The organism is Cerasicoccus frondis (genome assembly GCA_031296915.1).
In the GTDB taxonomy this organism is placed as follows: domain Bacteria; phylum Verrucomicrobiota; class Verrucomicrobiia; order Opitutales; family Cerasicoccaceae; genus Cerasicoccus; species Cerasicoccus frondis.
The window spans coordinates 18,039-41,674 of the sequence record JAVDPC010000040.1 but is presented as its reverse complement, the minus strand read 5'-3'; the positions used below and the strand labels follow the sequence as shown (position 1 = coordinate 41,674).

18 protein-coding genes and 1 CRISPR repeat array are annotated in these 23,636 nt (G+C 57.6%); of the genes, 9 read left to right on the top strand and 9 right to left on the bottom strand.

All coding sequences use genetic code 11. The annotated features are described in order from the left end of the window. Nucleotides 1-142: 142 nt before the first annotated feature. The 5 genes from RBB63_RS21635 to RBB63_RS21615 are packed head-to-tail and all read right to left on the bottom strand — an operon-like array spanning nucleotide 143 to nucleotide 7,739. A complete protein-coding gene (locus tag RBB63_RS21635) occupies nucleotides 143-3,322 on the bottom strand; it encodes a DUF4175 family protein (RefSeq protein ID WP_309387353.1) in 3,180 nt (1,059 codons plus the stop codon). Continuing rightward, the gene (locus RBB63_RS21630) at nucleotides 3,319-5,316 is read right to left on the bottom strand and encodes a BatA domain-containing protein (RefSeq protein ID WP_309387351.1); all 1,998 of its coding nucleotides are present in this window, start codon (nucleotides 5,314-5,316) and stop codon (nucleotides 3,319-3,321) included. The genes RBB63_RS21635 and RBB63_RS21630 overlap by 4 nt, the downstream gene beginning before the upstream one ends. Nucleotides 5,317-5,374: 58 nt before the next feature. Next, the gene (locus RBB63_RS21625; RefSeq protein WP_309387349.1) at nucleotides 5,375-6,271 is read right to left on the bottom strand and encodes a DUF58 domain-containing protein; all 897 of its coding nucleotides are present in this window, start codon (nucleotides 6,269-6,271) and stop codon (nucleotides 5,375-5,377) included. A gap of 43 nt (nucleotides 6,272-6,314) precedes the next feature. Further along, complete coding sequence (locus tag RBB63_RS21620) at nucleotides 6,315-6,695, bottom strand: GxxExxY protein (RefSeq protein ID WP_309387347.1); 381 nt, start codon at nucleotides 6,693-6,695, stop codon at nucleotides 6,315-6,317. A 36-nt stretch (nucleotides 6,696-6,731) separates the two neighbouring features. Next, nucleotides 6,732-7,739, bottom strand: a complete 1,008-nt coding sequence (locus RBB63_RS21615; RefSeq protein WP_309387345.1) for an AAA family ATPase — start codon at nucleotides 7,737-7,739, stop codon at nucleotides 6,732-6,734. Between the two features lie 168 nt (nucleotides 7,740-7,907). On the opposite strand from RBB63_RS21615, the gene RBB63_RS21610 reads away from it, so the two are divergent. Together RBB63_RS21610 and RBB63_RS21605 are read left to right on the top strand one after the other, a co-directional pair. Beyond that, nucleotides 7,908-9,119 carry an ArsB/NhaD family transporter gene (locus RBB63_RS21610; RefSeq protein ID WP_309387344.1) on the top strand — a complete coding sequence of 404 codons (1,212 nt, stop codon included), beginning with the start codon at nucleotides 7,908-7,910 and terminating at the stop codon, nucleotides 9,117-9,119. Nucleotides 9,120-9,165: 46 nt separating this feature from the next. Next, complete coding sequence (locus RBB63_RS21605; RefSeq protein ID WP_309387343.1) at nucleotides 9,166-9,516, top strand: cupin domain-containing protein; 351 nt, start codon at nucleotides 9,166-9,168, stop codon at nucleotides 9,514-9,516. 59 nt (nucleotides 9,517-9,575) lie between these two features. On the opposite strand, the gene RBB63_RS21600 is transcribed toward RBB63_RS21605, so the two are convergent. Next, a complete protein-coding gene (locus RBB63_RS21600; RefSeq protein WP_309387342.1) occupies nucleotides 9,576-10,283 on the bottom strand; it encodes a Bax inhibitor-1/YccA family protein in 708 nt (235 codons plus the stop codon). A gap of 132 nt (nucleotides 10,284-10,415) precedes the next feature. Here RBB63_RS21600 and RBB63_RS21595 point away from each other — a divergent pair, with 132 nt between their 5' ends. The 7 genes from RBB63_RS21595 to RBB63_RS21565 all read left to right on the top strand — a co-directional run bounded on the left by RBB63_RS21595 (nucleotide 10,416) and on the right by RBB63_RS21565 (nucleotide 21,017). After that, nucleotides 10,416-10,877, top strand: coding sequence for a hypothetical protein (locus RBB63_RS21595; protein ID WP_309387340.1), 462 nt, complete (start codon nucleotides 10,416-10,418; stop codon nucleotides 10,875-10,877). Nucleotides 10,878-10,925: 48 nt separating this feature from the next. After that, nucleotides 10,926-12,614 (top strand): thiamine pyrophosphate-binding protein, encoded by a 1,689-nt coding sequence (locus tag RBB63_RS21590; RefSeq protein WP_309387339.1) that lies wholly within the window; start codon nucleotides 10,926-10,928, stop codon nucleotides 12,612-12,614. A gap of 127 nt (nucleotides 12,615-12,741) precedes the next feature. Continuing rightward, the gene (locus tag RBB63_RS21585; protein ID WP_309387336.1) at nucleotides 12,742-13,668 is read left to right on the top strand and encodes an exosortase/archaeosortase family protein; all 927 of its coding nucleotides are present in this window, start codon (nucleotides 12,742-12,744) and stop codon (nucleotides 13,666-13,668) included. A 213-nt stretch (nucleotides 13,669-13,881) separates the two neighbouring features. Then, nucleotides 13,882-17,127 carry a type II CRISPR RNA-guided endonuclease Cas9 gene (cas9, locus tag RBB63_RS21580; RefSeq protein ID WP_309387334.1) on the top strand — a complete coding sequence of 1,082 codons (3,246 nt, stop codon included), beginning with the start codon at nucleotides 13,882-13,884 and terminating at the stop codon, nucleotides 17,125-17,127. A gap of 6 nt (nucleotides 17,128-17,133) precedes the next feature. Next, complete coding sequence (gene cas1 / locus RBB63_RS21575; protein ID WP_309387333.1) at nucleotides 17,134-18,054, top strand: type II CRISPR-associated endonuclease Cas1; 921 nt, start codon at nucleotides 17,134-17,136, stop codon at nucleotides 18,052-18,054. Next, complete coding sequence (cas2, locus tag RBB63_RS21570) at nucleotides 18,021-18,356, top strand: CRISPR-associated endonuclease Cas2 (protein WP_309387332.1); 336 nt, start codon at nucleotides 18,021-18,023, stop codon at nucleotides 18,354-18,356. The genes cas1 and cas2 overlap by 34 nt, the downstream gene beginning before the upstream one ends. A 31-nt stretch (nucleotides 18,357-18,387) precedes the next feature. Continuing rightward, nucleotides 18,388-19,278: a CRISPR direct-repeat array (repeat unit 36 nt; unit sequence AGTCTGCTCGATTAAGCTTTGGATTCAAGGCAAAGC). 437 nt (nucleotides 19,279-19,715) lie between these two features. Next, nucleotides 19,716-21,017, top strand: a complete 1,302-nt coding sequence (locus RBB63_RS21565) for an aminopeptidase P family protein (RefSeq protein WP_309387331.1) — start codon at nucleotides 19,716-19,718, stop codon at nucleotides 21,015-21,017. A 379-nt stretch (nucleotides 21,018-21,396) separates the two neighbouring features. Here RBB63_RS21565 and RBB63_RS21560 read toward each other — a convergent pair whose 3' ends face one another. The 3 genes from RBB63_RS21560 to RBB63_RS21550 are packed head-to-tail and all read right to left on the bottom strand — an operon-like array spanning nucleotide 21,397 to nucleotide 23,474. Next, on the bottom strand, nucleotides 21,397-21,912 hold the full coding sequence (locus RBB63_RS21560) for a DUF2059 domain-containing protein (protein WP_309387329.1): 516 nt from the start codon (nucleotides 21,910-21,912) through the stop codon (nucleotides 21,397-21,399). After that, entirely contained in the window at nucleotides 21,909-22,352 is a 444-nt protein-coding gene (locus tag RBB63_RS21555) for an ester cyclase (RefSeq protein ID WP_309387328.1), read from the bottom strand. The genes RBB63_RS21560 and RBB63_RS21555 overlap by 4 nt, the downstream gene beginning before the upstream one ends. A gap of 45 nt (nucleotides 22,353-22,397) precedes the next feature. Further along, nucleotides 22,398-23,474 carry a vWA domain-containing protein gene (locus RBB63_RS21550; RefSeq protein ID WP_309387327.1) on the bottom strand — a complete coding sequence of 359 codons (1,077 nt, stop codon included), beginning with the start codon at nucleotides 23,472-23,474 and terminating at the stop codon, nucleotides 22,398-22,400. Between the last annotated feature and the right edge of the window lie 162 nt (nucleotides 23,475-23,636).

The following is a 23,636-nucleotide window of genomic DNA, read 5'->3' as shown; positions in this document are numbered from 1 at the left end:
CGACGCTCAAGCCGCCTTGCTGGACACGAAAAATCACTGCGGCCTGATCGGCCAATCTAGATGAAAAGTGCTCTAGAGGCATCATGAAGTTGCTCCAAAGCTTGCCCTTTGTCCGGTGAGACACCGGTCGTTATCGGTGTATCTATTGTCGGCCGGGCTCTTCGGCCAAATCGCGGAAATACTCTTCCACCAGTTCGCGGTATTTCTCGGGGGGCGGTCCACCCTCCTGCTGAAAGCGCATGCGCTGTTCGCCGATTTCGCGCATCAGGTATTCCTGCAACGTGCGCGCAGTGGCGTCGAGAACGGAGGCGGCGGAGGTCCCACCAGCGCCTTCGCCCGCCTTGGTCGCATTGAGCTCCGAACCTAGGCGTTCCAAGGATTGGTCTTGCAAGGCGCGACCAGCCTGAGAAATGGAATCGCCGAGGTTGCCAAAACGTGAATCCGGCTGCGCTTCTTCCCCGGATTGACCTTCGCCGGACTGGCTGGCTTGCTCGCTCTGCCCTTCGCCCTGGCCTTCTCCTTCACCCTCCCCCTGGCCTTCCTGGCCAAGCTGACTGCGCGCTTCCGCCACGCGTTCGAGCAGTTGACGCAATTCACTGGGCGATAGGCCGGGCAACGTTCCTGCGGCGGCATCGAGCTGGCTCGCGATTTCCGCCAAGCCTTCGGCGGCGGCGTTCTGAGAATCCGACGCCCGTTCAAATCGCCCGTAAAGCAGGGCATTGGCCGCACGGGACATATTCCGGTCCACGTTCTGCTCACGCGCCTGGCGGGCAACTTTGTCGAGCGCTTCAGCGGCTTCCGGGAAGACTTTGTTGAGCTCGCCGGTGAGCTGCTCCATCTCCTTGCGCAAGTCGTCCCAATTGTCGTTGAGTCCGCGCTGCTGCTCCTTGAGCGCATCTTTCTGCGCGTCGTCGGGGTTGCCTGCGGCGGCCCCACGGCTATCGGCTGCGGCGGCGCCCTGCCCCTGCGAAAGCTTCTCGGCCTGCTGCGCCAGCCCGGAAATGGCGGCCGTGGCCTGCTTGCGAATGCGCTCGTCCATCAGACCGGCGGCGTCCATGAGCCCTTGTCGGGCGCGCGCTCCGGCGCGACTGGCGCGACTGGAGTCCCCCTGTCGGGCGGCTCCGGCAGCCTGCTCCATTTGCCCCTCGGCGCCCCGCAAGGCGTCGCGGACATCCATGCCCTGCATCAGGCGGCTGAGTTCATTGGTCAACTTATCCACCTCTTCGCCGATTTCCTGCTGCATTTCCTGCAGCTCGTTGCGCTCGGATTCCCCCATGCCGGAGGACCGGTCAAAGCGTCGGTTCATCGCCGCCTGCTCGTCGGCCAGGCGATTCATTTCTTCCAAAGCATCCTGCATTTCGGCGATCGACATGCCGCTCTCGCCCTCGCTCTCCTCCTCGCTTTCGCCTTGGCCCTGCCCCTGCGATGGCTGCCCTTGCCCACTGGCGCCCTGTTGTTGCCGGGGGGGGAACAGCGCCTGCAAATACTTCTCCAGCCGGATCAGCATGGACATCGATTCCTGCATAGGGACGGTCGCTTCGCCCGGCTGGTTCGCGTTCGCGAGCTCCTCGGCTTCGACCATCTTGTAAATCGCATCGAGGAACATTTCATACGGCCTGCCCTCGTCGACGGTGCCCAAAATCGCGCCAACCTGCGCCAGTATGCTATTGGACTCGGTGGCGACCTTACCCAAGCTGGCGCCCAGCTCCTGACTGCCCAGCGTGCGGCGCTCGCCGACTTCGGCATCGGCGCGGTAACCAAGGCGTATGAGGCGCTTCAGCTCAGTGATGATCGCGCGGAGGTCGACATCTTCCTCGCTTTGGCCGCCGCCTCCGCCGCCCTGCGAATCCTCCTGCTCCTGCTCCGGACCATCGATGGACTCGACTGCTTCGATGAAGTAAATCTCCGAGCGGCTCATTTGGGGCTCAGGCTCCCGGTTATCCCAAACCTTCGCAAAATAGGTGATAACATCGCCAAACTCCACCCCCAGACGCGACAACTCGATGTTGGGCAGCGACGTTTGCTCCAGCGGGTAATTGCCGTCCGGCGCCGTAAAGACCTTGATAGGCGAGCGCGGCAGGCCGGACACCGAAATTTCCACCTCAACGCGGCTCACGCCATAATCATCAGCCGAGTAAATATCGAGCGGGACGATTTCATCGAGCAAGGCCTGGACATCGCGCCCCGGCTCGATCAGCGCGACCGTCGGCGGCTCATCCGGCCTCACTTCGAGCACATAGCTTTCGGTGACAGCTTCGCGGCCCTCATCATTGCGCAGGCGGAACTGGTATTCCGTCGTCTCGCGAGCCGTGATCTGGACCTCGCCTTCGAACGGATACTCCTCCTCGCCAACACGGAGCCACGTCTCGATGCCCGGCGCCGTGTCCAACCGGAAATACACCTTGCTGTCCTCTGGCGCAAAGAGATCGAGCAACTGCGTGAACGCCAATGGCTCCTCCTTCGTGTAAGCGGGGGGGGTGACTTTGATTTCCACTTCGTCGATTACGGGCGGATCAAACACCGTCACCGAATACCAATCCGACTCCAGCGAGGGCGTGCGCACACGGTAGTCAAAATCCGACTCCAACGCATAAGCGGTAAAGGCAAACTCGCGCTCGCCGACCATCGACATCGGGTAAGTCTCCACCTGCCCATCGACACGATAGTCGATGAATGCTTCGAGCCGCCAGCGATTGATGGTCGCTGTGATGTCAAGGTCTGTGCCAACGGGCGCATCGGCGTTGCCGGGCTCAATCGCGAGGCCAGTTTGCTCGCCCGCACGCAGATCCGCCAAGTAATACTGCGCCTTGAGCATGATTGCGGATTCGCGCGCCCAGTTCGACAGGAAGAACGACGCAATGACCAGGCCAATCACCACCAGTGGATGCAGGCGCTGCGGCAGCGTCGCCGTCCGAAAATTAATCTCCTCCGAACGCTTCTCCACGGACTGGAAAAGCGCGGCTTCGAGCGCATTCGTCGGCCCGCCCTTGCGCTGCTGGATTTCCACAGCGGTCGAGAGGCTTTCCCGCAAGTCCGGGTGCCGCTCTTCCACCATCCGCGCCAGCGTGATGAGACTCGGACGGCGCACGACGGCGTAGGCCAGGGCCAGCAAGTAGGCCGTTAGCCCAAGCACGGTCAGGGACAGGATCAGCTTAAAGGCGCTGCTTTCCAGCCACGGGTCAATGCCGTTCAACGCATTGGCCACCAGCACCGCCAAGCTAAATGCGCCTAAAAACGAGAACGCCAGCACGATCAACAACAGCCACAGGAGCGCGCCCCGTTGCAGTTTCAGTCGTTCAAAAAATTCGGGCAATGGATTCAAGCCGCGACCTCCGTTCCGTGTTCCATCCGCGTCGTGAGCGCGGTTTCGAGGATGCAAGCTAGCAGCGCAAAAGCCGCCAGCCAAGGCCATAAAGGCTCGCCCGGCTCTTCACCGGCGGCTGCAGTCGAGGCGAGTTGCGGCCCGGTTTGCTCGCCCAACAGACGCGCGCGAACATCAGCCAGCACAGCGCCTTGGGCAACCGACTCTGCCCGCGAAACATTCACCTGCACTGCGGTGTTGCCCACCATCACGACGCCTGGGCGCGAGGTGTCAAACTCGCCAGCCATGCCATTGGGCGTCAGGTCAGCTGGTACGGGTTCGCCGACCGAAATGCTTGGCACGCCTTCGTCGGCTGCCAGAGATTCGCCCAAAGTTTCCCACAAGACCGGCACAAACGAATTGCGCAGCACGAGGTCCGTCATCGCCGGATCAAATTCGAGCGCGCTGACCACGACTGCGCCTTTGCCGAGACGTTCGCGGATGAGCAGCGGGCTGCCGTCCTCGGTCTGCAGCAGCACCTCGGCGCCAGCTCCGGGCTTGACCTGCCAGTGCTCGTAAATGTCCGTCAGGTAGAGGTCCTCGCGCGCGTCGTCGTCAAACACCTTGGCCAAAGCGCCATCCACTGGCAACTCGCCGATACGGTAAGTCGAAGCCTCATTGCGCGCGCGGCGCGGCTTGCCAACATACGCCGTTTTGCTGATGCCAGCTTCGCGCATCCCACGGAACATGCGAGGCGCGTTCTTGCCCGGAGTCACGAACAACACGCCGCCATTCTCAACAAAGGTCTTCATTTGCCCCCACATTGTCGCGTCGAAATAAGCGCCAGTGCCCGGCAGGTAAATGGCGTTCATTTGCTCGATCCAGTTGGGCTCATCACCACTGACGGGCAGGAAATCGAACTGCGAGGCGCTGGAATCGTCCCCCACCTGCAAGGCGCGGGAGACAAAGCTGGCTTCCCGCATTTTGCCGGGCTCAGCATCCAGGGGCAACAAGGCGCCAACCACCGCTGAGCCGGGATCGCCCAGCCAGAAATAATACGTGTCGTCGCCCGCGTAGGGATTGGTTTCCGGGTGGGATTCGTCGCTGACGACCGCCAATTTCAGCTCCGCCGCCTGCGGGCCGGATGCGTTGTCTTCGGCGCGCACGTCGATGGTCACCAGTTCCGCAGCGTTGGGCTGGAGCGTGATCTCCTTTTCCACCCTGGGCAGATCCAGTGACAAACGCGCTGTCACGGGCGCCGCGTTGTCATTACGCACCCGTGCGAAAATGCGGAGACTGCCGTCGCGCTTGTTAAACGCCTTCACCCACTGGATGCCCACGTTGTTCCAGGGGTCCGGACGGACTGAAATAAGCTCCAACGTTGACCCTTCCGGCAATCGCGGCGCGGCGACCTGTTGCCAGTCGGTCGATTGAAAATCGGACAACACAAATACCTCGCCTGGACGGCCATTCAGCAGGCGCACGGCTTCCGCAAAACCCAACGATGGCTTGCCCGCGCGATCAAATGTCGGCTTTGAGTCGCGCCACCCATCAAGGACGGCGCTGCGGTCCGTGGACGGCTCAAGCGCGAGGCGCACTTGATCATCGTAGATCACCAAGCCGATTTCCGCGCCCACCGGTTGCCCGTCGACGACTTGCTTCAGCGCCTCGGTCAGGTTGTTGAAGGTGGCGCGGTGCGACATGCTCGCCGAGGCATCCACCACGACCACCGCTACCGGAGTTTCCGGTTCGACGGGCGCCGCATCGCCCTCACTGACCCAACGCGGGTTCGCCAGCGCCAGGATCACCATTGCGTAGACCAGCAGGCGCATCAACAGCAGCAACCAGTCACGCAGGCGTCGGCGGCCCTGCTGCGGCAGGCGGGATTGCTCGATGTAGCGGATCGACGGGAACTTCAGCACCACCGCGCGCTCCCGGTTGATCAGGTGCACGATCACCGGCGCTGCGAGCGCCGCCAGCGCCCAAAGAAAGGCTGGAGAGCCGAATGCTAACATTCGGCGTGCCTTGGGTTCGGGTGCTTGATTGGTTGCGGCATGGGGAAATCTGTGAGGGTCACAAAGTGCGGTGATGGAGGTATTGGGCGAGCGCGAGACCAAGGCTGTCGGTCGTTTGCAGGCGCAGGTAATCGACCTGACTCTTAAAGAAACCGGTCTTCAGCGTCGCAAGAAATTCGTCCATGCGGCGCGTGTATTGCTCGCGGACGGAGGATGGCCAAGCGACAACTTCCTTGCCCGCTTCAATGTCCTGAAAACGCGTCACCTTGGGCTGCGGGAGATCAAGTTCATCGGGGTCGAGAACCTGCAGGGCAATCACGTCGCAGTGGCGGTAACGGAAATTGCGCAGCAGGCGCGGCAACTCGTTTTCGGACTCCAGCATGTCAGAGATCAGCACCACGATGCCGCGGTGTTTGAACGGATGCGTGAGGTTGTCCAACGTGCGCTGATGCGCGGCGGCGCCATGCGGCTTGAGACGCGCCAAGGAATGCATCACGCGACTAAGCTGCCCGCTGCGATGGCCTGGCTCAACGGCTTCGAGCAGCTCGTCGCTGTAGGCGAAGAGGCCCACGTTGTCACCCTGGCGACCGGCTAAATAAGCGATGCACGCGGCGATCATCGCGGCGTAGCGAAACTTCGTGCAGGGCGCGCGGCTTCCTGCGTAATCAAGGGAGCCCGAGCAGTCCAGCAGCACGGTGACGTTCATGTTCGTCTCCTCCTGATAGACCTTCGTGTAAAGCTTGTCGCTGCGCGCGAGCACCTTCCAGTCGAGGTATTTCAAGTCCTCGCCCGGCGAGTAATTCCGATACTGCAAAAACTCCGTCCCAAAACCATGAAACACACTGCGATGCATCCCGCTGAGAAAGCCCTCCACGGCCGTCCGCGCCAGCAACTGCATGTTCGCAATCTGCGTCAGGTGCGCGGGATCGAGGAGGTCTTTAACGGTGGTGGACATGGGATTATATTCTCACAGAGACACAGAGAACACGGAGAGCAAGCTACAGGGTTCCATTAATGGTTCGGGTGACTCCATTTTTCATGTATTCTTCGCCAAAATTGAGCAGGTAACCGAGCTTGAGCCCGGAGAGTTTGAGATAAGTAAGCAATTGTTTTTTGTGAACGGGAAGAATCGCTTCAATCGACTTTAACTCAATGATGACGCGTTGATTAATAATCAAGTCAGCCCGGAATCCGGTTTCGAATTTCTTACCATCATACTCAACCGGAATTGAAACCTGTCGCTCGACTGTGAGCCCCTGCTTTTCTAACTGATGCGCGAGCGTCATTTCGTAAACACTTTCCAAAAGACCGGGCCCCAGCGCCATGTGGAGCTTCACTGCCGAATCGACAATGATGGTGCCAATCTCGTTTTCGTTCATCTTTGTGTCTCTGTGTCTCCGTGAGAAACTTCGGCCCTATCCCTCCACGGTTTTCAGGAGCTCGGCGATGAGCTGGTCGCTGGTGACGCCTTCGGCTTCGGCGTGGAAGCTCGGGATGACGCGGTGGCGGAGGACCGGTTTCGCCAAGGCTTTGATGTCTTCGATCGCCACGTTGTAGCGGCCGTCCATCAGCGCGCGGGCTTTGCCGGCGAGGACCAGGGCCTGCGAGGCGCGGCTGCCCGCCCCCCACTTGATCTTTTCCTTGGCCAGACTGCTGGCGTTCGCAAGCGTTGGGCGCGTGGCGCTGACCAAATTCACCGCGTAACGGACGACCTCCGTCGACACCGGCACCGAGCGGACGAGGGTTTGAATTTCCTCGATCTCCGGCCCCGTGAGCACTGCGGCGGGCTTTTCCTTGTTCGGCGAGGTGGTCGCGGCGACCATGTTGATCTCGTCTTCTTTCGGTAGGTAGTCGAGCACGGTGTTGAGCAAAAAGCGGTCGAGCTGCGCTTCGGGCAGCGGATAAGTCCCCTCCAGTTCGATGGGATTCTGCGTCGCCAACACGAAAAACGGCGGCGCGAGCGGGTGAGTTTCGCCAGCGGCGGTCACCTGACGCTCTTCCATCGCTTCGAGGAGCGCGGCCTGAGTCTTCGGCGGAGTGCGGTTAATTTCATCCGCCAGGACCACATTAGCGAAGATCGGCCCCTTCACAAAGCGAAAGGCGCGCTTGCCCGTGGCCGGGTCTTCCTCGACGATTTCCGTGCCGAAAATGTCGGCTGGCATCAGGTCCGGCGTAAACTGGATACGCTTGAACGCCAACGACATCGATTCGGCCAAGCTGCGGACGAGGAGGGTCTTGCCGAGGCCGGGAACGCCGGTCAGCAGGGCGTGCCCGCGGGCAAACATGGTGATGACGAGTTCCTCAATGACCTGATCCTGCCCGACCACGGCCTTGCGGAGTTCAGTCATCAGTCGGTCACGAATTTCGTGGACGCGGGCGACGGCGTTTTCTCCGGTGGCGGGGGCAGGACTCGATTCACTCATAAAAAGTTTCTAGATGGTTGTAAGGCTTCCTTCTGAAGTAAGTTAGAATCTAACCTAGTTCCCGCAAATGCTTCGATAAAAAAATCTTCCAGAATCTGCATGAGAATTCTGTCATGGTAAGCGGCATGCTTGACCCACTAGATGAATGCCGTCTTAACAGTCTCTTAAATGACACCCATTGTGGTCATATTTGCCTTGGTCTACGTTGGTTTGGCGCTGGGAACTGCTCCATACCTGAAAATTGACCGTACGGGCATCGCCATGCTGGGCGCCATTGTGATCGTCGCGGGGGGGTGGCTGCCCGAGCAGACGGCGTGGGACTCAGTAAACACCGAAACGATGTCGATCCTCCTGGGTATGATGATACTTTCGGCTCATTTGAAGCTGAGCGGCGGTTACCAGCTCATGACGAAGAAAATCGCCAAGGCTGACCTGAAGCCGCCAGCAATGCTTGCCGCAATCATCGGGCTATCCGGACTATTCGCAGCTTTTTTAACCAATGACGTGGTCGCGATGGCCATTGCGCCAGTGCTGATCAGCATTTGCCACAACCGCAACCTCGACCCCATCCCCTATCTCCTTGGGCTATGCTGCTCGGTCAACGCCGGGTCCGCGCTGCTGCTGATTGGCAGTCCGTCCAGCATGTTGGTGGGCCAGACGCTCGATCTGAAATTCCTGCCTTTCATGTTTTCCATGATCATACCAACCGTCTTTTCCTGCTTTAGCATTTGGGCGGTGCTGGCTTGGTGCTACCGGGGTAAATGGCGTGTGGAGGAACAACGCGGACAATACAAGGAGCCCGACATTGAGCAAAACTGGGTTGGCATTTGGATTGGCCTATTCGTGCTGGCGGCGCTGGTCTGTGTTTACTCATTTACTGACCTGCCCCGCGACCTGGTGGCGCTCGGGGTCGCAGGCTTCTTCTTCGTGCACACGCGCATCACCACCCGACGCCTGCTGCAGGAAGTCAACTGGCAATTGATCATGTTGTTTTTTGCGTTGTTTGTGGTCAACGCCGCCTTCAACAGCACTGGCTTGCCCACCAAGGCAGTCGATTGGATGTCTGCGCGAGGTGTGGACCTGCATGACTCATTGTGGCTTTTCGCGTCAACGGCCGTTATCAGCGATATGTTCAGCAACCTGCCTGCCGTCATGCTGCTGCTGCCCTATGCGGAAGGGCATCGCGATGGCGTGGCCATGATCCTTGGCTGCACCATGTCGAGTAATTTGGTCATCTTCGGCAGCTTGGCGAATATCGTGGTTGTCGACACGGCTGCGCAGCATGGCATCAAAATCAGCCTCTGGCGGCATTCCAGCATCGGACTGCCGATCACTATTCTCAGCATGGGCTTTGCTTTTCTCTGGCTCTGGCTGATGTGATTTTTGCCGTGCGCCACGCCTGGCAGCCTGCTTAGCTGGCAGCGCCATGATACACATTCCGAAACACGACTCAGGCTGGAAAGTCGGCGAGGGCTACCGCAAACAACCCCTGCTCCTACCTGAGCAATTAAACTGCGAAGGCGCGCTGGTGCAGGTGGTTGAGATCCCGCCGCATGCGCATTGCCCACTGCATCACCATAAAAAGCAGACCGAAGTCTTTTACATTCTGGAGGGCCGGGGGGAGATGTCCATCGCCGGACAAACGGTCCAACTCTCTCCGGGCGACCTCGTCACGACCGAACCCGGCGAGCTGCACTCCGCCACGAATCCCCACGACAAGACGTTTCGCTACGTCGTCTTCAAGACCAACTGGGACCCGGAAGACACATATTGGTGAGCACCAAAAAACCGGCAACGTAAACGCTGCCGGTTTTGGAAAAAGGAATGTCTTCCTGCTTAGTCGCGCGACATGAAGATGCGCAGGACATACCAGAAGAGGACTGCGACAGCGGCAAACAACTCCAGCGAAGCAGCGACATACTGGTCTTCACCATAATGGTGCAGGATATTCGACGTCGTATAGAGGATCATGCCTGCGGCTAGGATGACCATCCCAACCGAGAACCAAAGCCCCAGATTGAAGCCGAAGACGACACCGCCGATAATCAACCCAACGGCGACCAAGCCGCCCACCATCAGGAAGGTGCGCATGAAGGAGAAATCTTTACGCGTAATGAAGACCGTCGCCGTCAATCCTGCCACCAGGAGCGCCGTCACGGTGCCTGCCTGATAGATGAGCACATTGCTCCCAGCCTTATATTGAGCCAAAAGGAGGATTGGCACAAAGATCAGCGCTTCGGCCACCACGTAAAGACCCAGGCCAAAATATTGTGAGCCCAATGACTTGGCGCTGGAAGCAAACATACGCGCCACCCAGCCAATGACCACAAAGGCAGCCAAAATGCCTAACCAGGCGCCGCCACCCTTGTTCAAGAGACCAATTGCGGCGTTGCGCACTGGCTCAAGGCCAAGCAATACAGCCTCCAGTGCAATAAAAGCGGCGATAGCGCCCGCGAGGTGCGCGTAGGTGCGGCGAATGAATTGAGCGCGAGTCGTTGGCTCGGCGTCCGCCATGGAACGAATTTTGTAGTCTTGTGAGTACATGGTAAGTATTTTTTGATACAATGAACATCACGAAGCGACCTGGATCAAGGCTAATCGAACAATTAATAAAGAATACTCGCGACCGGCGCTTGTCATTGATCTGGAGCGTTAAATCCCTTTCACTCAGTCATTATGACGCCATCCATTTTTTTTCTTTTGGTCATCGCGCTGCTTGCACCTGCTCCCAGCAAAGAGTCTGCCACGCCCAGCGTTTCGGACAAAGCACTGACTGAAGTCGAGCAAGTCTTCGTGGGCAAATGGAAGGGTAGCCGCGCCGACTACCAATGGGAAATCGAGCGATTTCCCGACCGCACTTTCGAAATTGCCATGACCGAGGTTTTCGAGGGCGTTAAATACCACAACTGGGGTCGCGGCGTCTGGCGTTGCGAAGACGATGTCTACTACTGTGACTGGCAGGAATGGACTGGCGATGAGGGAGATTTGGGCGACGAGTTCAGTGAGCGCATCAAGTCTTATTCTCCCAAAAAGATTGTCACCCTAACCGACGACGAGATTGATCCGAACAATATCGAAATCAAGGTGACCCAGTTTAAGATGCCCGAATGGGACCTAAAACCCAATGCCAGCGAGTAGGCCCGTTTTCTACTGACACCAACTGCAATCCGTTTATTCAATCAACCCATGACCACTACCACCGTCGGCTCCTACTTGGCCACCCGTCTTGAGCAAATCGGCGTGCGCCACTACTTCGCCGTTCCCGGCGATTACAACCTCGTGCTGCTGGATCAGCTCCTGAAAAACGAACGCCTCGGCTTCGTGGGCTGCTGCAACGAACTCAACCTCGGCTATGCGTGCGACGGCTATGCCCGCGCTCAGGGCGTGGCCGCCGGCTTTGTGACCTTCTCCGTTGGCGGCCTGTCCGCGATCAACGCCATCGCCGGCGCCTACGCCGAAGACTTGCCCATCATCTTTGTCTCCGGTGGTCCCAACACCAATGCCTGGCCGGAAAATCGCCCGCTCCACCACACGCTGGGCGAAGTCCGCTACCGCTACCAGCTCGACATGTTTAAGCAGGTGACGGCTTGCGCGGTGTCCATCGAGCACATCGACGACGCCCCCGAGCTGATCGACCGCGCCATCAACGAATGCCTGCGCCGCCGTAAGCCGGTCTACCTCGAAATCGCCTGCAACCTCGCCGGCGAGCAGATCCCCTCGGCCCCCAACCAAAAGCTCACTGCGCCCGTCCCCTGCGACGAAGCCGCGCTGGACGCCGCCGTCGAACACGCTGCGGTGATGCTCAACACCGCCGTCAAGCCCGTGCTCGTGGGCGGCGTGAAGCTGCGCCCGTGGGACGCCGATCAGGAGTTTAAGAAACTCGCCGAAGCCAGCGGCTACGCGGTCGCCATGATGCCCAATGCGAAAGGCTTCTTTTCCGAAAACCACTCGCAGTACATCGGCACCTATTGGGGGCCGGTCAGCACGCCCGCCTGCGGCGAAGTCGTGGAAAGCGCCGACGCTTACCTGTTTGCCGGGCCGACCTTCACCGACTACACCACCGCCGGCTACAGCGCTCTCATCAACAAGGACAAGCTGATCCAGGCCAACGCCGAGCGCGTCAAGCTCCCCGGCCGCACTTACAACAACGTGCCACTGCCGCTCTTCCTCGCGAAGCTCGCGGAAAAGGTGAAGCACAACCCCAACTCAATCGAAGCCTGGGAGCGCCTGCGCCCCGAGCCTTGCTGTCGCCCCCAAACCGAGGCGGACACTCCCCTGCTCACCCGCTACGTCACCGACCGCATTCAGCACATGCTCACGCCTGACATGACCCTACTCGCCGAAACTGGCGACTCGTGGTTCAACGGCGTGAAGACCAAGCTGCCCGACGGCGCCGCATTTGAAATCCAAATGCAGTATGGCTCCATCGGCTGGTCCGTCGGCGCCACGCTCGGCTACGCCATGGCGACCAAGGGCGAAAAACGCGTCATCTCGATGATCGGCGACGGCTCATTCCAGCTCACCGCGCAGGAGCTCTCGACCATCATCCGCTACAAGCTGAACCCAATCATTTTCCTGATCAATAACCGCGGCTACACGATCGAAGTGGAGATCCACGACGGCCCCTATAACAACATTAAAAACTGGGACTACGCCGGCCTGATGAACGTCTTCAACGACGAAGACGGTAATGGTTGGTCCACCCGCGTCGCCACCGTAGGGGAGCTCGACGACGCCATCGAAAAGGCGCTCGCCCATGAAGATGGCCCGTCGCTGATCGAACTCACCATTGACCGCGACGACTGCTCCAAGGAACTCCTCGAATGGGGCACCCGCGTGGCCACCGTCAACAGCGCCCCGCCCAAGTGGCAGTAAGGGGAAGGAATGATGAATGCAGAATGATGAATGATGAAATCCAGCATATCAGGCAACTGGCGAAGGAAACTTTCCCGATTTAGCCCTTTCATCATTCATACTTCATCATTCATCATTAAAATCACCCATGCCCGATCCCACCGAACAGCCAGCCAAGCCCAACACCACTGCATCGCCTAGCCCGGCGGCGAACGTCGACTGGCCGATCATGCTGTCGACGTATTTTGGGGCGATGGTGATTTTTTACCCGCTGATCCGATGGCTGTTTCACACGACTGAAAATAGCGACCAACTGCTGCATGCGCTGATCGTGCTCGCGGCGGCAGGCATGTTTTTGCTGATGGAAAAACGTCGACGCCTGAGCCTGGTGCTCGTGCACGACCGCCACAGCGTCACCCTGCTCGCGATCTCGTTCAGCATCGTCGCCGTGTGCTTGCTCCCCCTGAGGTGGGACACGCCAATCGGCTTATTCCTGCAGGCCGCTTGCCTGCTCGTCGCCTTTAGCCTGACGCTCGCCGCGCTGGTCCGCTACACCCTTGGCCCCATCATCGCCAAGGCTTCACGTGGCTTCCTGGTGGCGTTTACCTTTTTCATGTTCCTGGCGCTGGCGTTGCCCGTTCTCGACTGGCCAATGCGCGCCCTCGCCGGTCGCGGCTCCATGAACCTACTGCAAAAGCTGGGCGTTGGCGCAGAATTGCAGTTCGCCAACATTCCGTCGCCTCAGTTGGTCCTCAGCGTCGCGGGGCGCCCGTTTATTGTGGCCGCAGAGTGCAACGGCTTTGGCCTGCTGTCGGCCTCCATTTTGCTGACCATTCTGCTCGCCGTTTACCGCAAACTAAAAGCGGTGGATTTCCTCCTGGTGCTGATCCTGGCAACCGTCACCGCCTTCATCGGCAACACGCTGCGCATCCTGATCATTGTCCTCCTGGCCCCCCACGTGGAGAACTACCTGCTGATGCATGAAATAGTCGGCCTCATCTTCTTCTACGGCGCCCTCGGCTTCCTCTGGTGGTTCGTCTACGGCTTCGGCAGAGACGGCAAGAAGCAGGCCTAAGCCAGCTTTGCGTCAAATTAACTGAGCATTGCCACATAACAAAAAACACGAACCCGTCGGCTCGTGTTTTTTGAAAACGCTTTCTTGGGCTGGCGTGACTGCATAACAGCCAGTGGCCATACGCCCGCGTTATTAACTTTGTCTTGAATCCTGACTAATACAATCAGGAAATATTCAGTTGAATCAAGTAAAAATTCATTTCAAGCTGAATAAATGGGAAACCTTATCTCTTTCAGTTTTGATATCGGACATTCGAGCATCGGCTGGGCCGCACTAAAATCAACTGACACAGCGCCCCAAATACTCGGCTGCGGCGTGGTCACCTTCAGCCCGGATGATTGCCAGAATCATGCGCGCGCCGCATTCCGCCGTGGGCGACGCCACATCGCCGCGACCCGCAACCGCATGAAGCGGCTAGAAAAACTACTCCTGCACATGGGCGTACTGAGCCAAGCGGATATTGAGCTGGCACGGACCAAGCCCCACCCATGGCCTTGGCTTCTGGCTGCCAAGGTGCTCACTGGAAATTATCAGCAACTTTCCTGGCTGGAGCTGTGGGCGGTGATCCGTTGGTATGCCCACAACCGCGGCTACGACGGCAATGCGCTTTGGTCTGGCGTCGAAGTAGAAGACGACAAGGAAGACACGCAGAAGGTTGAAAACGCCAACCGCCTAATGGAGCAACACCAGACCTCCACCATGGCGGAAACGGTTTGCGCCTTCCTCGGAGTCGATCCCGCTCAAAACGCAGCGCCAGCACTGGAAGGCTATTTCAAGGGACAGGACGCCGCGTTCCCACGTGATGTCGTGCGGGCCGAGGTGCTAAAGATTCTGCAAGCCCACATAGGCAAGCTGCCACAGTGCGATGATGCGTTCATCGAATGCTTGTGCGGAACCGAGCACAACGCCTGGAAGCGCAAGCCATGCCCTACGATTCGCCTCCCCAAGCGGTTCCATGGCGGCCTGCTTTTCGGGCAAATGGTCCCGCGCTTCGACAACCGCATCATTCCCCTGTGCCGGATTAGTGGAGAGAAAACACCGGACAAGCATTGCCGCGACTTCTATCAGTATCGCTGGGGCATGCTCTTGTGCAACATTCGCGTCGAGGACGCCTTGGAAGGTTCGCGCAAACTGACAGCCAGCGAGCGCCAAGCGGTCAATGCCGCGATGGAGCAGACGGGCTACTTCACCAAGACCTCGCTCAAGCAAGCCATCACCGAGGCGACCGGCGCCGAGCCCTCCAATATCGATCAAATGTTTATCACGCCTGAAATGGAAAAGGCTCTGGTGCTCGATCCGGTCAAACGCGAACTCGCCACTCAAAAGCTAGCCACAATTTGGTCAACCATCCCCGAACACCTGCAAAAGCGCTTTGCTGGCCAATTGTTTAAAGGCAAGGCATGCAGCCTCAAGCTTTGGCTTGAAGCAATAGCCGCGCAGAAACTAGACTTGGGTGACTTCGAAACTGCCGTAGAGGAGAGCTACGCCGCCTATACCAAACGAAGTAAAAAGAAGGCGCGCAGCCAGGAAGAGTTTTGCGCGGACCGCATTCGGATCGACACCGCCAGTGGTCGTGCGCCCTATTCTCGGAAGCTCATGCAGCAAGCGTGGCTAGCCGTCTTTGACGACACCGTACCGGACCCCAAAGAATCCGGCGGTTGCTTGGAGGAAACACCGGAAATCGTGCTACGCCAGATCGAACGATCCATCGACGAGCAAACCAACAACCACTTGGTCCGCCACCGCCTGCTGATCTTCCGACGCTTGCTCAAGGACATGATCGATCAATATGCCGATGGGAGCGCCGAGAACATTGGCCAGATCACCGTGGAGGTCATCCGCGACTTACAGGAGTTTTCCGCCATGACGGCGAAGGAGAAAGCACAACGCATGGGACTCAAGCTCGCGGACCATCGACGCGCAGTCGCCGAAATCGAAAAAGAGCTGCCCAAATACGGCGGTAAGTATTCCATCAGCGCAGGGCTTATTAAAAAGGTGCGCATCGCACGCGACATGAACTGGACCTGCCCGTTCACCGGCAAGCACTACTGCTTCGACGATGTCGTAACGGGCAAGGTCGACCGTGAGCACATCATTCCCCGCTCGCTCCGCCCCAGTGACTCGCTGGACTCACTGGTCCTCACTTGGCCAGAAGTCAACCGCATGAAGGGCCAACGCACCGCATGGGAGTTCATGGCTAGCGACGAGCATAAAAAGGTGCCCGGAACCAACCTCCAGTTGCAAACCCTTGCCAACTACGAGAAGCATGTCCGCGCCATGAAGCCGGGCGTCGACCCGCGCAAAAAAGACAACCAGCTCTTCATTGAGGACGACCTTCGCCGCTGGCGGCGAAAGCTGCTCCTGCAAATCCCACACTTCGACAAACGCAAGAAATCCGATGGAGACACGGGCAATGGTTTCACCGGACGCGACCTCACCCAGACCAGCCACCTGAATAAGCTGGCCGCCCTGCAAGCGCGCGATGTGCTGAAGCAGGTTTCGCCCAATGGAGATGTTTCCCTGCGTGCGGTCACCAGCCTGTCCGGCAGTGTGACGGCTGCCGTTCGCAAAGCATGGAAACTGGAAGGCTGCTTAGCACAAGCCTGTCCAGAAACAAAGGATAAGAACAAAACAGAAGTTCGTGAGATCACGCATCTCCACCATGCTCTGGACGCAGTCGCCATTGGATTGGCAGCCCATTTCTTCCCGAAGGACGGGAGGCTTTGGGAACTGATGAGCCGCCGCCAGATACAAAGCGATAAAGATCAAAAAGAGTTTAAGCGCTTGGCGAAACAGAAGGTAACGTTCAGCGAACGCGGCTCATGGGACATCGTTGATCTGCCATCGGAATTGAAGAACGAAATTTCTGACAAGCTCTCTGAACGTCGAGTCATCCAGCATCAACCCAAAACCATGCGCGGCCTCAAGGTGCAGCAAAACACTTGGCGCGTCCTTGGGCAGGATGAGAAAGACGATCAAAAGATGATCATCACCTTGGCTAGCCGGGACGAAAACAAGAAGCGCCAGCGCAGCACCAAGACCGAAAAGAAAAGCAAACTGCTCGGGCTCAATCCCCAAAACGGCAAGGGCAAGCTGGCGAAGCTGAAGGGAAGCCTGATTGTGGAAGAAAACTATGGTATCTTGCTGGATCCAGAGCCAAGCATGTTAACTTACATGAATGTATGGCAAAACATTCAAGAGCACACTCAGAAAAACGGAATTTCGAACCCACGAATTCTAAGAATAGGTGACATAATTCATGTTTCATCCGGGCGATTCGCTGGAACTTGGAAAGTTCGTTCGATTAAAGACGACCGAAAGCAGGGGTTGGTTTTAGATCTAACTTACCCAGATATAATCCAGGTCAAAAGCAAAGGATATGGCATAAAGAGGCAGGTAAAAGTCGCCAGCCTGTTGAAAGAGAACCTGAGCATTGCACAGACATCATATACGGGTTAGCGTAATATGTCCTACCACATCGTCAACATCGACTCGCCGCGTTGCAGCATCAGTTGCAAGCAGGGTCAGTTGACGTGTGTGAGTGAGGACGGTCGGCGACAGCAGGCGCCACTGGAGGATGTTGCCGCCATCGTGATTACCAGCTTCTCGGCGCAATTACACAGCCACCTCCTCATGGAAGCCGCCAAGCACGGCGTGGCGCTCGTCATCTGCGAACGTTTCCAGCCAGTCAGCCTCTTGCTGCCCGCCAATCGCTCGACCGACACTTTGCTCACCAAAGCGGCGCTCACGCTCGAAAAGAAAAAGGTCGCTACGCTCTGGCGCAAAACGATCGACGCAAAATGCGCCAACCAAGCCTCGCTCGCCGAGCACCTGAACCCGAATCACGCCAAGCTGGAAACCCTGCGGAAGCGCGCCAACAGCAAAGCGCCGGGCAAAGAGAGCACCTGTGCTCGCTATTATTGGGGTATTTACGCCGACGCCCTGACCTTGACCGATTTTAAACGCAGCCGCGATGCGGGCGGCGCCAACGACTTGCTCAACTTCGGCTACGCGATACTACTCTCCCTCATTCTGCAGAAACTGTTTGCTTGCGGACTCGACCCAACGCTCGGCATTTCCCATGAGGTGCGCGAACGCTCCACCCCACTTGCCTACGACTTGATGGAACCGTTTCGCCCCTGCGTCGATTGGCGGGTCGCGCGCTGGATCACCGAAGAAGCCGCGCCTGATGACTACCGGGTCGACGGACGCTTCCGCCGATACGTAACCGATTTCACCCTGGAGCGCATCGGCTACCTGGGCATCGAGATGGACTTTCGCAACTGCCTGGAATCCGTCGTGCGCAGCTTCCGTCAAGCCGTGCTTAGCGGCCAAACCCGCCATTACAAACCGTGGACTCCCTCAAATTCAAAATGGGCTGGCTAGTCGTCGCCTTCGACCTGCCGGTCACCGAGAAAGAAGCCCGCAAAGCCTACACGGACTTCCGCCGATTCCTGTTGAAAGACGGCTTCCAGATGATACAGTTTTCGGTCTATGCAAGGCCCATGGTCACCCACTCCCGGATGCAGACCCACCTGCGCCGCGTGGAGCAGGAAATCCCGCCCAACGGGAGCGTCCGTGCTTGGTATGTCACTCAGGCGCAGTGGCAACGCAGCCTCGTCATCTACGGCAAACCCGCCGAAAAACAGGCTCCGGAAGACATGCCGGAACAAACGCTTTTTTGGTAAAACCTTCTTAATCAGCAGACTGGAGAATTCCAGTCTGCTCGATTAAGCTTTGGATTCAAGGCAAAGCTTTCGAGTTCGACTATCGCGCGTTGCTTGGAGTCTGCTCGATTAAGCTTTGGATTCAAGGCAAAGCAGCGGATCGTGGCGCCGCTGGTGGACGTCGAGTCTGCTCGATTAAGCTTTGGATTCAAGGCAAAGCTGAACTGTTATGGGTTAGGAATAGGAGTAGAGTCTGCTCGATTAAGCTTTGGATTCAAGGCAAAGCATGGGTGATTTGATCATGAGTGTGTAGCTAAGTCTGCTCGATTAAGCTTTGGATTCAAGGCAAAGCTCGGGCCCGGAGACATCATGAAGCATGGCCAGTCTGCTCGATTAAGCTTTGGATTCAAGGCAAAGCTGCACTTAGATAGGGTTCAGGAATACGTTGAGTCTGCTCGATTAAGCTTTGGATTCAAGGCAAAGCCGGCGGGCATCGTCAATGACGCCACGGCTCAGTCTGCTCGATTAAGCTTTGGATTCAAGGCAAAGCGTCAGCACCCTAGAGCACCTGGCGATTCGAGTCTGCTCGATTAAGCTTTGGATTCAAGGCAAAGCAGAACCTGGGGGGAGTTGTCTTGCGGTTGAAGTCTGCTCGATTAAGCTTTGGATTCAAGGCAAAGCTACCGTGCGGTTGCGGATGTAAGCGCCGCCAGTCTGCTCGATTAAGCTTTGGATTCAAGGCAAAGCCTGCGCCCACCATGTCTTCAGCCAAAGCAAGTCTGCTCGATTAAGCTTTGGATTCAAGGCAAAGCCTATTGCGGAGCGAAGCGAAGCACATGCCAGTCTGCTCGATTAAGCTTTGGATTCAAGGCAAAGCGAATGGCCCGCCCTCTACCGCGTTTCCCTTAGTCTGCTCGATTAAGCTTTGGATTCAAGGCAAAGCGTGACCTGCGTTAGTTGAGCCGCCTTGGATAGGTAACGATGCGAATAACCCACTGGTGTTTTGAGTGTAAAACCCACCAGTGTTTTCTGCCGCAACCCACTGGTTGGTTGCGGCGGAACCCTTAGGTGTTTTGTGTCGGAAAACACTGGTTGGTTGTGGCGCAAAACACCGGGGCATTGCGCCGGAAAACACTGGTGGGTTCTGTCAGAAAACACTAGTGGGTTTTGGCAGTTTGCCCCAGTGGATTTTGATGAAAAACACCAGTGGGTTTGGGCAATGCACAGGACGCCATTGTTGAGCCAGAAGCCTACCCGGCTGTTTGGCAAAGGCCGCACGAGGTTTTTGGCTACTCTGAATAGCCACCAGAGGATACTCCGAACGCAGCCAACCGCGTTTCGCACTTGGCTAATGGCGGGCATCCAGATTTAACTGGGCCCATGCGTTACGATCCTGCACCCGCAGCCCTCTTTGTCCGCAACCGCGAACGCCTGGCCCAGCTCTTGCCGACGGGCGCGATGGTCGTCATTCACGCGAACGATATTTTCCCGACCAACGCGGACGGCGTGATGCCCTTTAAGCAGAACGCGAACCTGTATTACCTATCCGGGATCGATCAGGAAGACACGGTGCTGATCCTATTCCCGGACGCTGCAGATGAGAAAGACCGCGCCATCTTGTTTGTCCGCGAGACGACCGAGCACCTGCGCATTTGGGAAGGCGAAAAGCTCACCATCGAGCAGGCCAAGGCGCTGTCTGGCATTGAGTCGGTCAAGCTGACCACGGCGTTCGACGGCGAGCTCAATCGCCTCGCCTTCCAGGCCAAGGCGCTTTTCTTGGAAACGAACGAACACCCTCGCGCGGAGGCCGTCACCCAGACGCGCAATGACCGGTTCATCGCCGCGTGCAAAGCGAAATTCCCCCTGCATGAGTATGGACGCCTCGCCCCACTCATGGCCCAATTGCGCGCCATCAAGCAGCCCGAGGAAATCGACATGATGCGCCAGGCCATCACGATCACCAAGGATGGCTTTGACCGCGTGCTGCAGTTCATCGAGCCTGGCGTGGGCGAATGGGAGATCGAGGCGGAGTTTACCCATGAGTTCCTGCGCTCGCGCTCGCGTGGCTTTGCTTACGCGCCCATCGTCGCCAGCGGCGCCAATGCGCTCTGCCTGCACTACATTGAGAACAACCAACGCTGCCAGGACGGCGATTTGCTGCTGATGGACATCGGCGCGGAATGGGGCAACTGGAACGCCGACCTCACGCGCACCTTCCCGGTCAATGGACGCTTCACTGAGCGCCAGCGCGCGGTCTATGACGCCGTATTGCGCGTCTTCCACTTTGCCGATTCCACGCTGCGCCCCGGCGTGAAGCTCATGGACTACACGCGCGCGGTGTATGACTGCATGGCGGATGAACTGCTGAAACTCGGCCTGCTGACCGAGGACGATTTAAAAACACGCACCGCCGATATGCCACTCGCGCAGGACCCGGTGCGTCGGTATTTCATGCATGGCGTTTCGCATTCGCTGGGGCTCGATGTCCACGACGTCTACCCCAGCAATACCGCCGTCGCCGAAGGCATGGTGTTTACGATTGAGCCCGGCATCTACATCACCGAAGAGGGCATTGGCATCCGGCTGGAGAATAACTTCCTCGTTGGCAAAGACGGCAACACCGACCTGTGTGCTGGCGTGCCGCTGACCGCCGACGAAGTCGAAGCCGCCATGGCGAAGTAGGCCTTGGGCCACAGGCTAGAGCACTTTTCATCTAGATTGTCCGATCAGGCCGCAGTGATTTTTCGTGTTCAGCAAGGCGGCTTGAGCGTCGCAGGCTGGAAGCCTGTGAGCGAAAAGCCAACAACGCTGGCGCGGAAAAGCACTCGGTTTAGGGCTTGGGGCCAGATTGAAAGTTCGCGGCGTTGGCATTTCAATCACGGGCTTCCAGCCCGCTCAATCAAAGCCGCCTTGCGCTGCATCCAATCTCTACCCCACCTGACTCGGCCAATCTAGATGAAAAGTGCTCTAAACCCCTGTGCGCTATTCTATTTTTTCAAAATGAAGGAATAGCCCACAGGCGGGACGCCTATGCTACGGTGTGTGTGAGCGAGCAGGCAAGTTACATGCCGCTTGCGTCGTCGGCAGAGACGTCACTCAATTCGACATCCATCGCCTCTTCCATGATTTCCTGCACCTTAACCTGGAATTCTGGGAGGTATTTGTTGGCCACTTCCTGGCCGATAAGCGCGCCTTTTTCGAAGAGGATGGGAAACTGCTTCAGCGCTTTTTCACCGGTGGGCGTCTGGTAGAAATTGAAAATATCCTGGAGCTCCTGTTCGGTAAAAGTGTCCGTGTAGAGCTTGACCATTTTTTCCATCATTTCGGGGTCGACCGCAATCTGGTTCGCCAGCTTCAAGCCCTCGGCGCGAATCTTTTTCACGGCTTCCTCGGGAATGCCCATCGCCTGTATCTGCTGCATGTAGGGCTCGTAAGCCGACATGAAAGACTCCACCACGGTGGCCTTGGGACTCATTTTCTCAAGGAGTTCTTTCGCGATGGCTGTCTTGCCAGCATCATCCGCAAAGGCCGCAGTCGCAAATAAGGCGGCGAACAGGAAAAGGAAAAACTTCTTCATGCAGTTGGGTCGTTGTTTGGTTTTGGCGGGAGCAGCCCCAGGGCTTCTCCCAAGGTCTCTTGACTAAAAAGCTTAAGCTGGCTGAGCATGGGCAAGTAGTCGATGACGTTCTTTGCCTCAACGATTTTTCCGTTTTCCCAACGCACGGAGAGGCTGAACTCAATCGCCACCGGGGTCTGCGTGAGGGAGTGGATGCCAGTAAAAACTGCGTGTCCAACCACGAGCCCATCTTGCTCGAGAACCTGCTGCACCTCCACGTGGTGGCCTTGGAAGTTCTTGAGAATGGTTTGGTAAAACGGCACGAAGCCAGCGGGACCAGACGCGGGCAGGTTCAACCCTTCAATAACGGTGTCCGGGGCAAGTAATTCGTAGATAGCGGCTTCGTCGCGGTCATTCCAGACACGCTGAAACCAGGCATGGGTCAGTTCGGTAGGAGTCATATTATAAATGGGGGGGATGGTCAAGTTATGCCCACATCCACCAAATTACAACTCTTTTGCCTTCACCTTGCGAAAACGCCCACGATTCTTGGAAGCAATGGACCGCATCGTGTCGATCTCGCTATCCCGGGCAATCGCGGTTTCATACTGGATGACATGGATACGCGCTTTTTCAGGCAAGGTGTCCTGCAAGCCGTCGATGATGTCGAGTATCTCGTCTTCAGATATCTTGTCGGAGCTGCCGCGATTGATCTCGCCATCCGTCACAATGAAGATCACTTCAGGCTCAAAACTGAATGCCTGCTTGAGCCCGGTGTCCAGTCGGGTCCCTCCCCCCTCCATGAGTTTGGGGCCATCGCCCCGCCGCGAACCAATGGTGGCGTTGGGACGTTCATCGATGTTGCGCACCCACCCCTCGGCGTCCTTCTTATTGGCGACCGTCGCTGGCACGAGAAAACTCTTCCAGGCCATGGAGCCGCCTTCATAGATGACGACGTTGAACAGCGTGTTCGCATTGAGCCGACTGATGAGCGTGACGGACTCGTCCTTGATCGTGGAAAAATCGAAATGATACATTTCTCCCTTTCGCTGGCGCTCAAACATCGAGTTCGACGTATCGATTAGGATAATATAGCGCCTGGCCTGCTCGCGAATGCCAAAATAATTCACCTCGGAAACACCCGCATTCAAGCTGCCCAGCGCATCCCCCAAGCCTGAGCCTTGCAGTAAGCCCTGGGCATTGGGCGTCGGGTTTTCACTTTCAAAAGGGGCGAACTCCGTGGTTGGCAGCGCCGGCATGTCGGGCAGCGGATCGGACAGCAGCGACTCGGTGGTCAGCTTGTCCACCGTCAACGGCGCACTGGCGGAAGATTGAAACTCAGCAATCGCCGCCTGATGCTCCAGTTCACGCTGGGGCAGGTAAATCGTCTTCTTGGCGATGAAGGCGGGATCCTCGGCAAGCTTTGGCGCAATGACCACCACGCCAATCGTCAGCGCCACGAGCAAAACCTGGATGACAATGGCGGCCAGAAAAGCGCCAGATTTGCCGCGCTTGCCTAAACGCTGGCTGCGCAACTCCTCCAATCGCCTGTCGGCGCCTTGATTCGCTTGGGTTTCTTCCATGGGTATGTTGCCGCCATTAAGCAACTACCGCGCCGATCGGCAAGCGCGTTGCGGTCAAACCGCCAAAGCGTTGAAAAATCGTCACAAACGGGGTCACTCAAATTTTTCAAAAAAATATTCCAAATACGTCTTGACGAATTGCCCTCGTAGCATACTTTCACG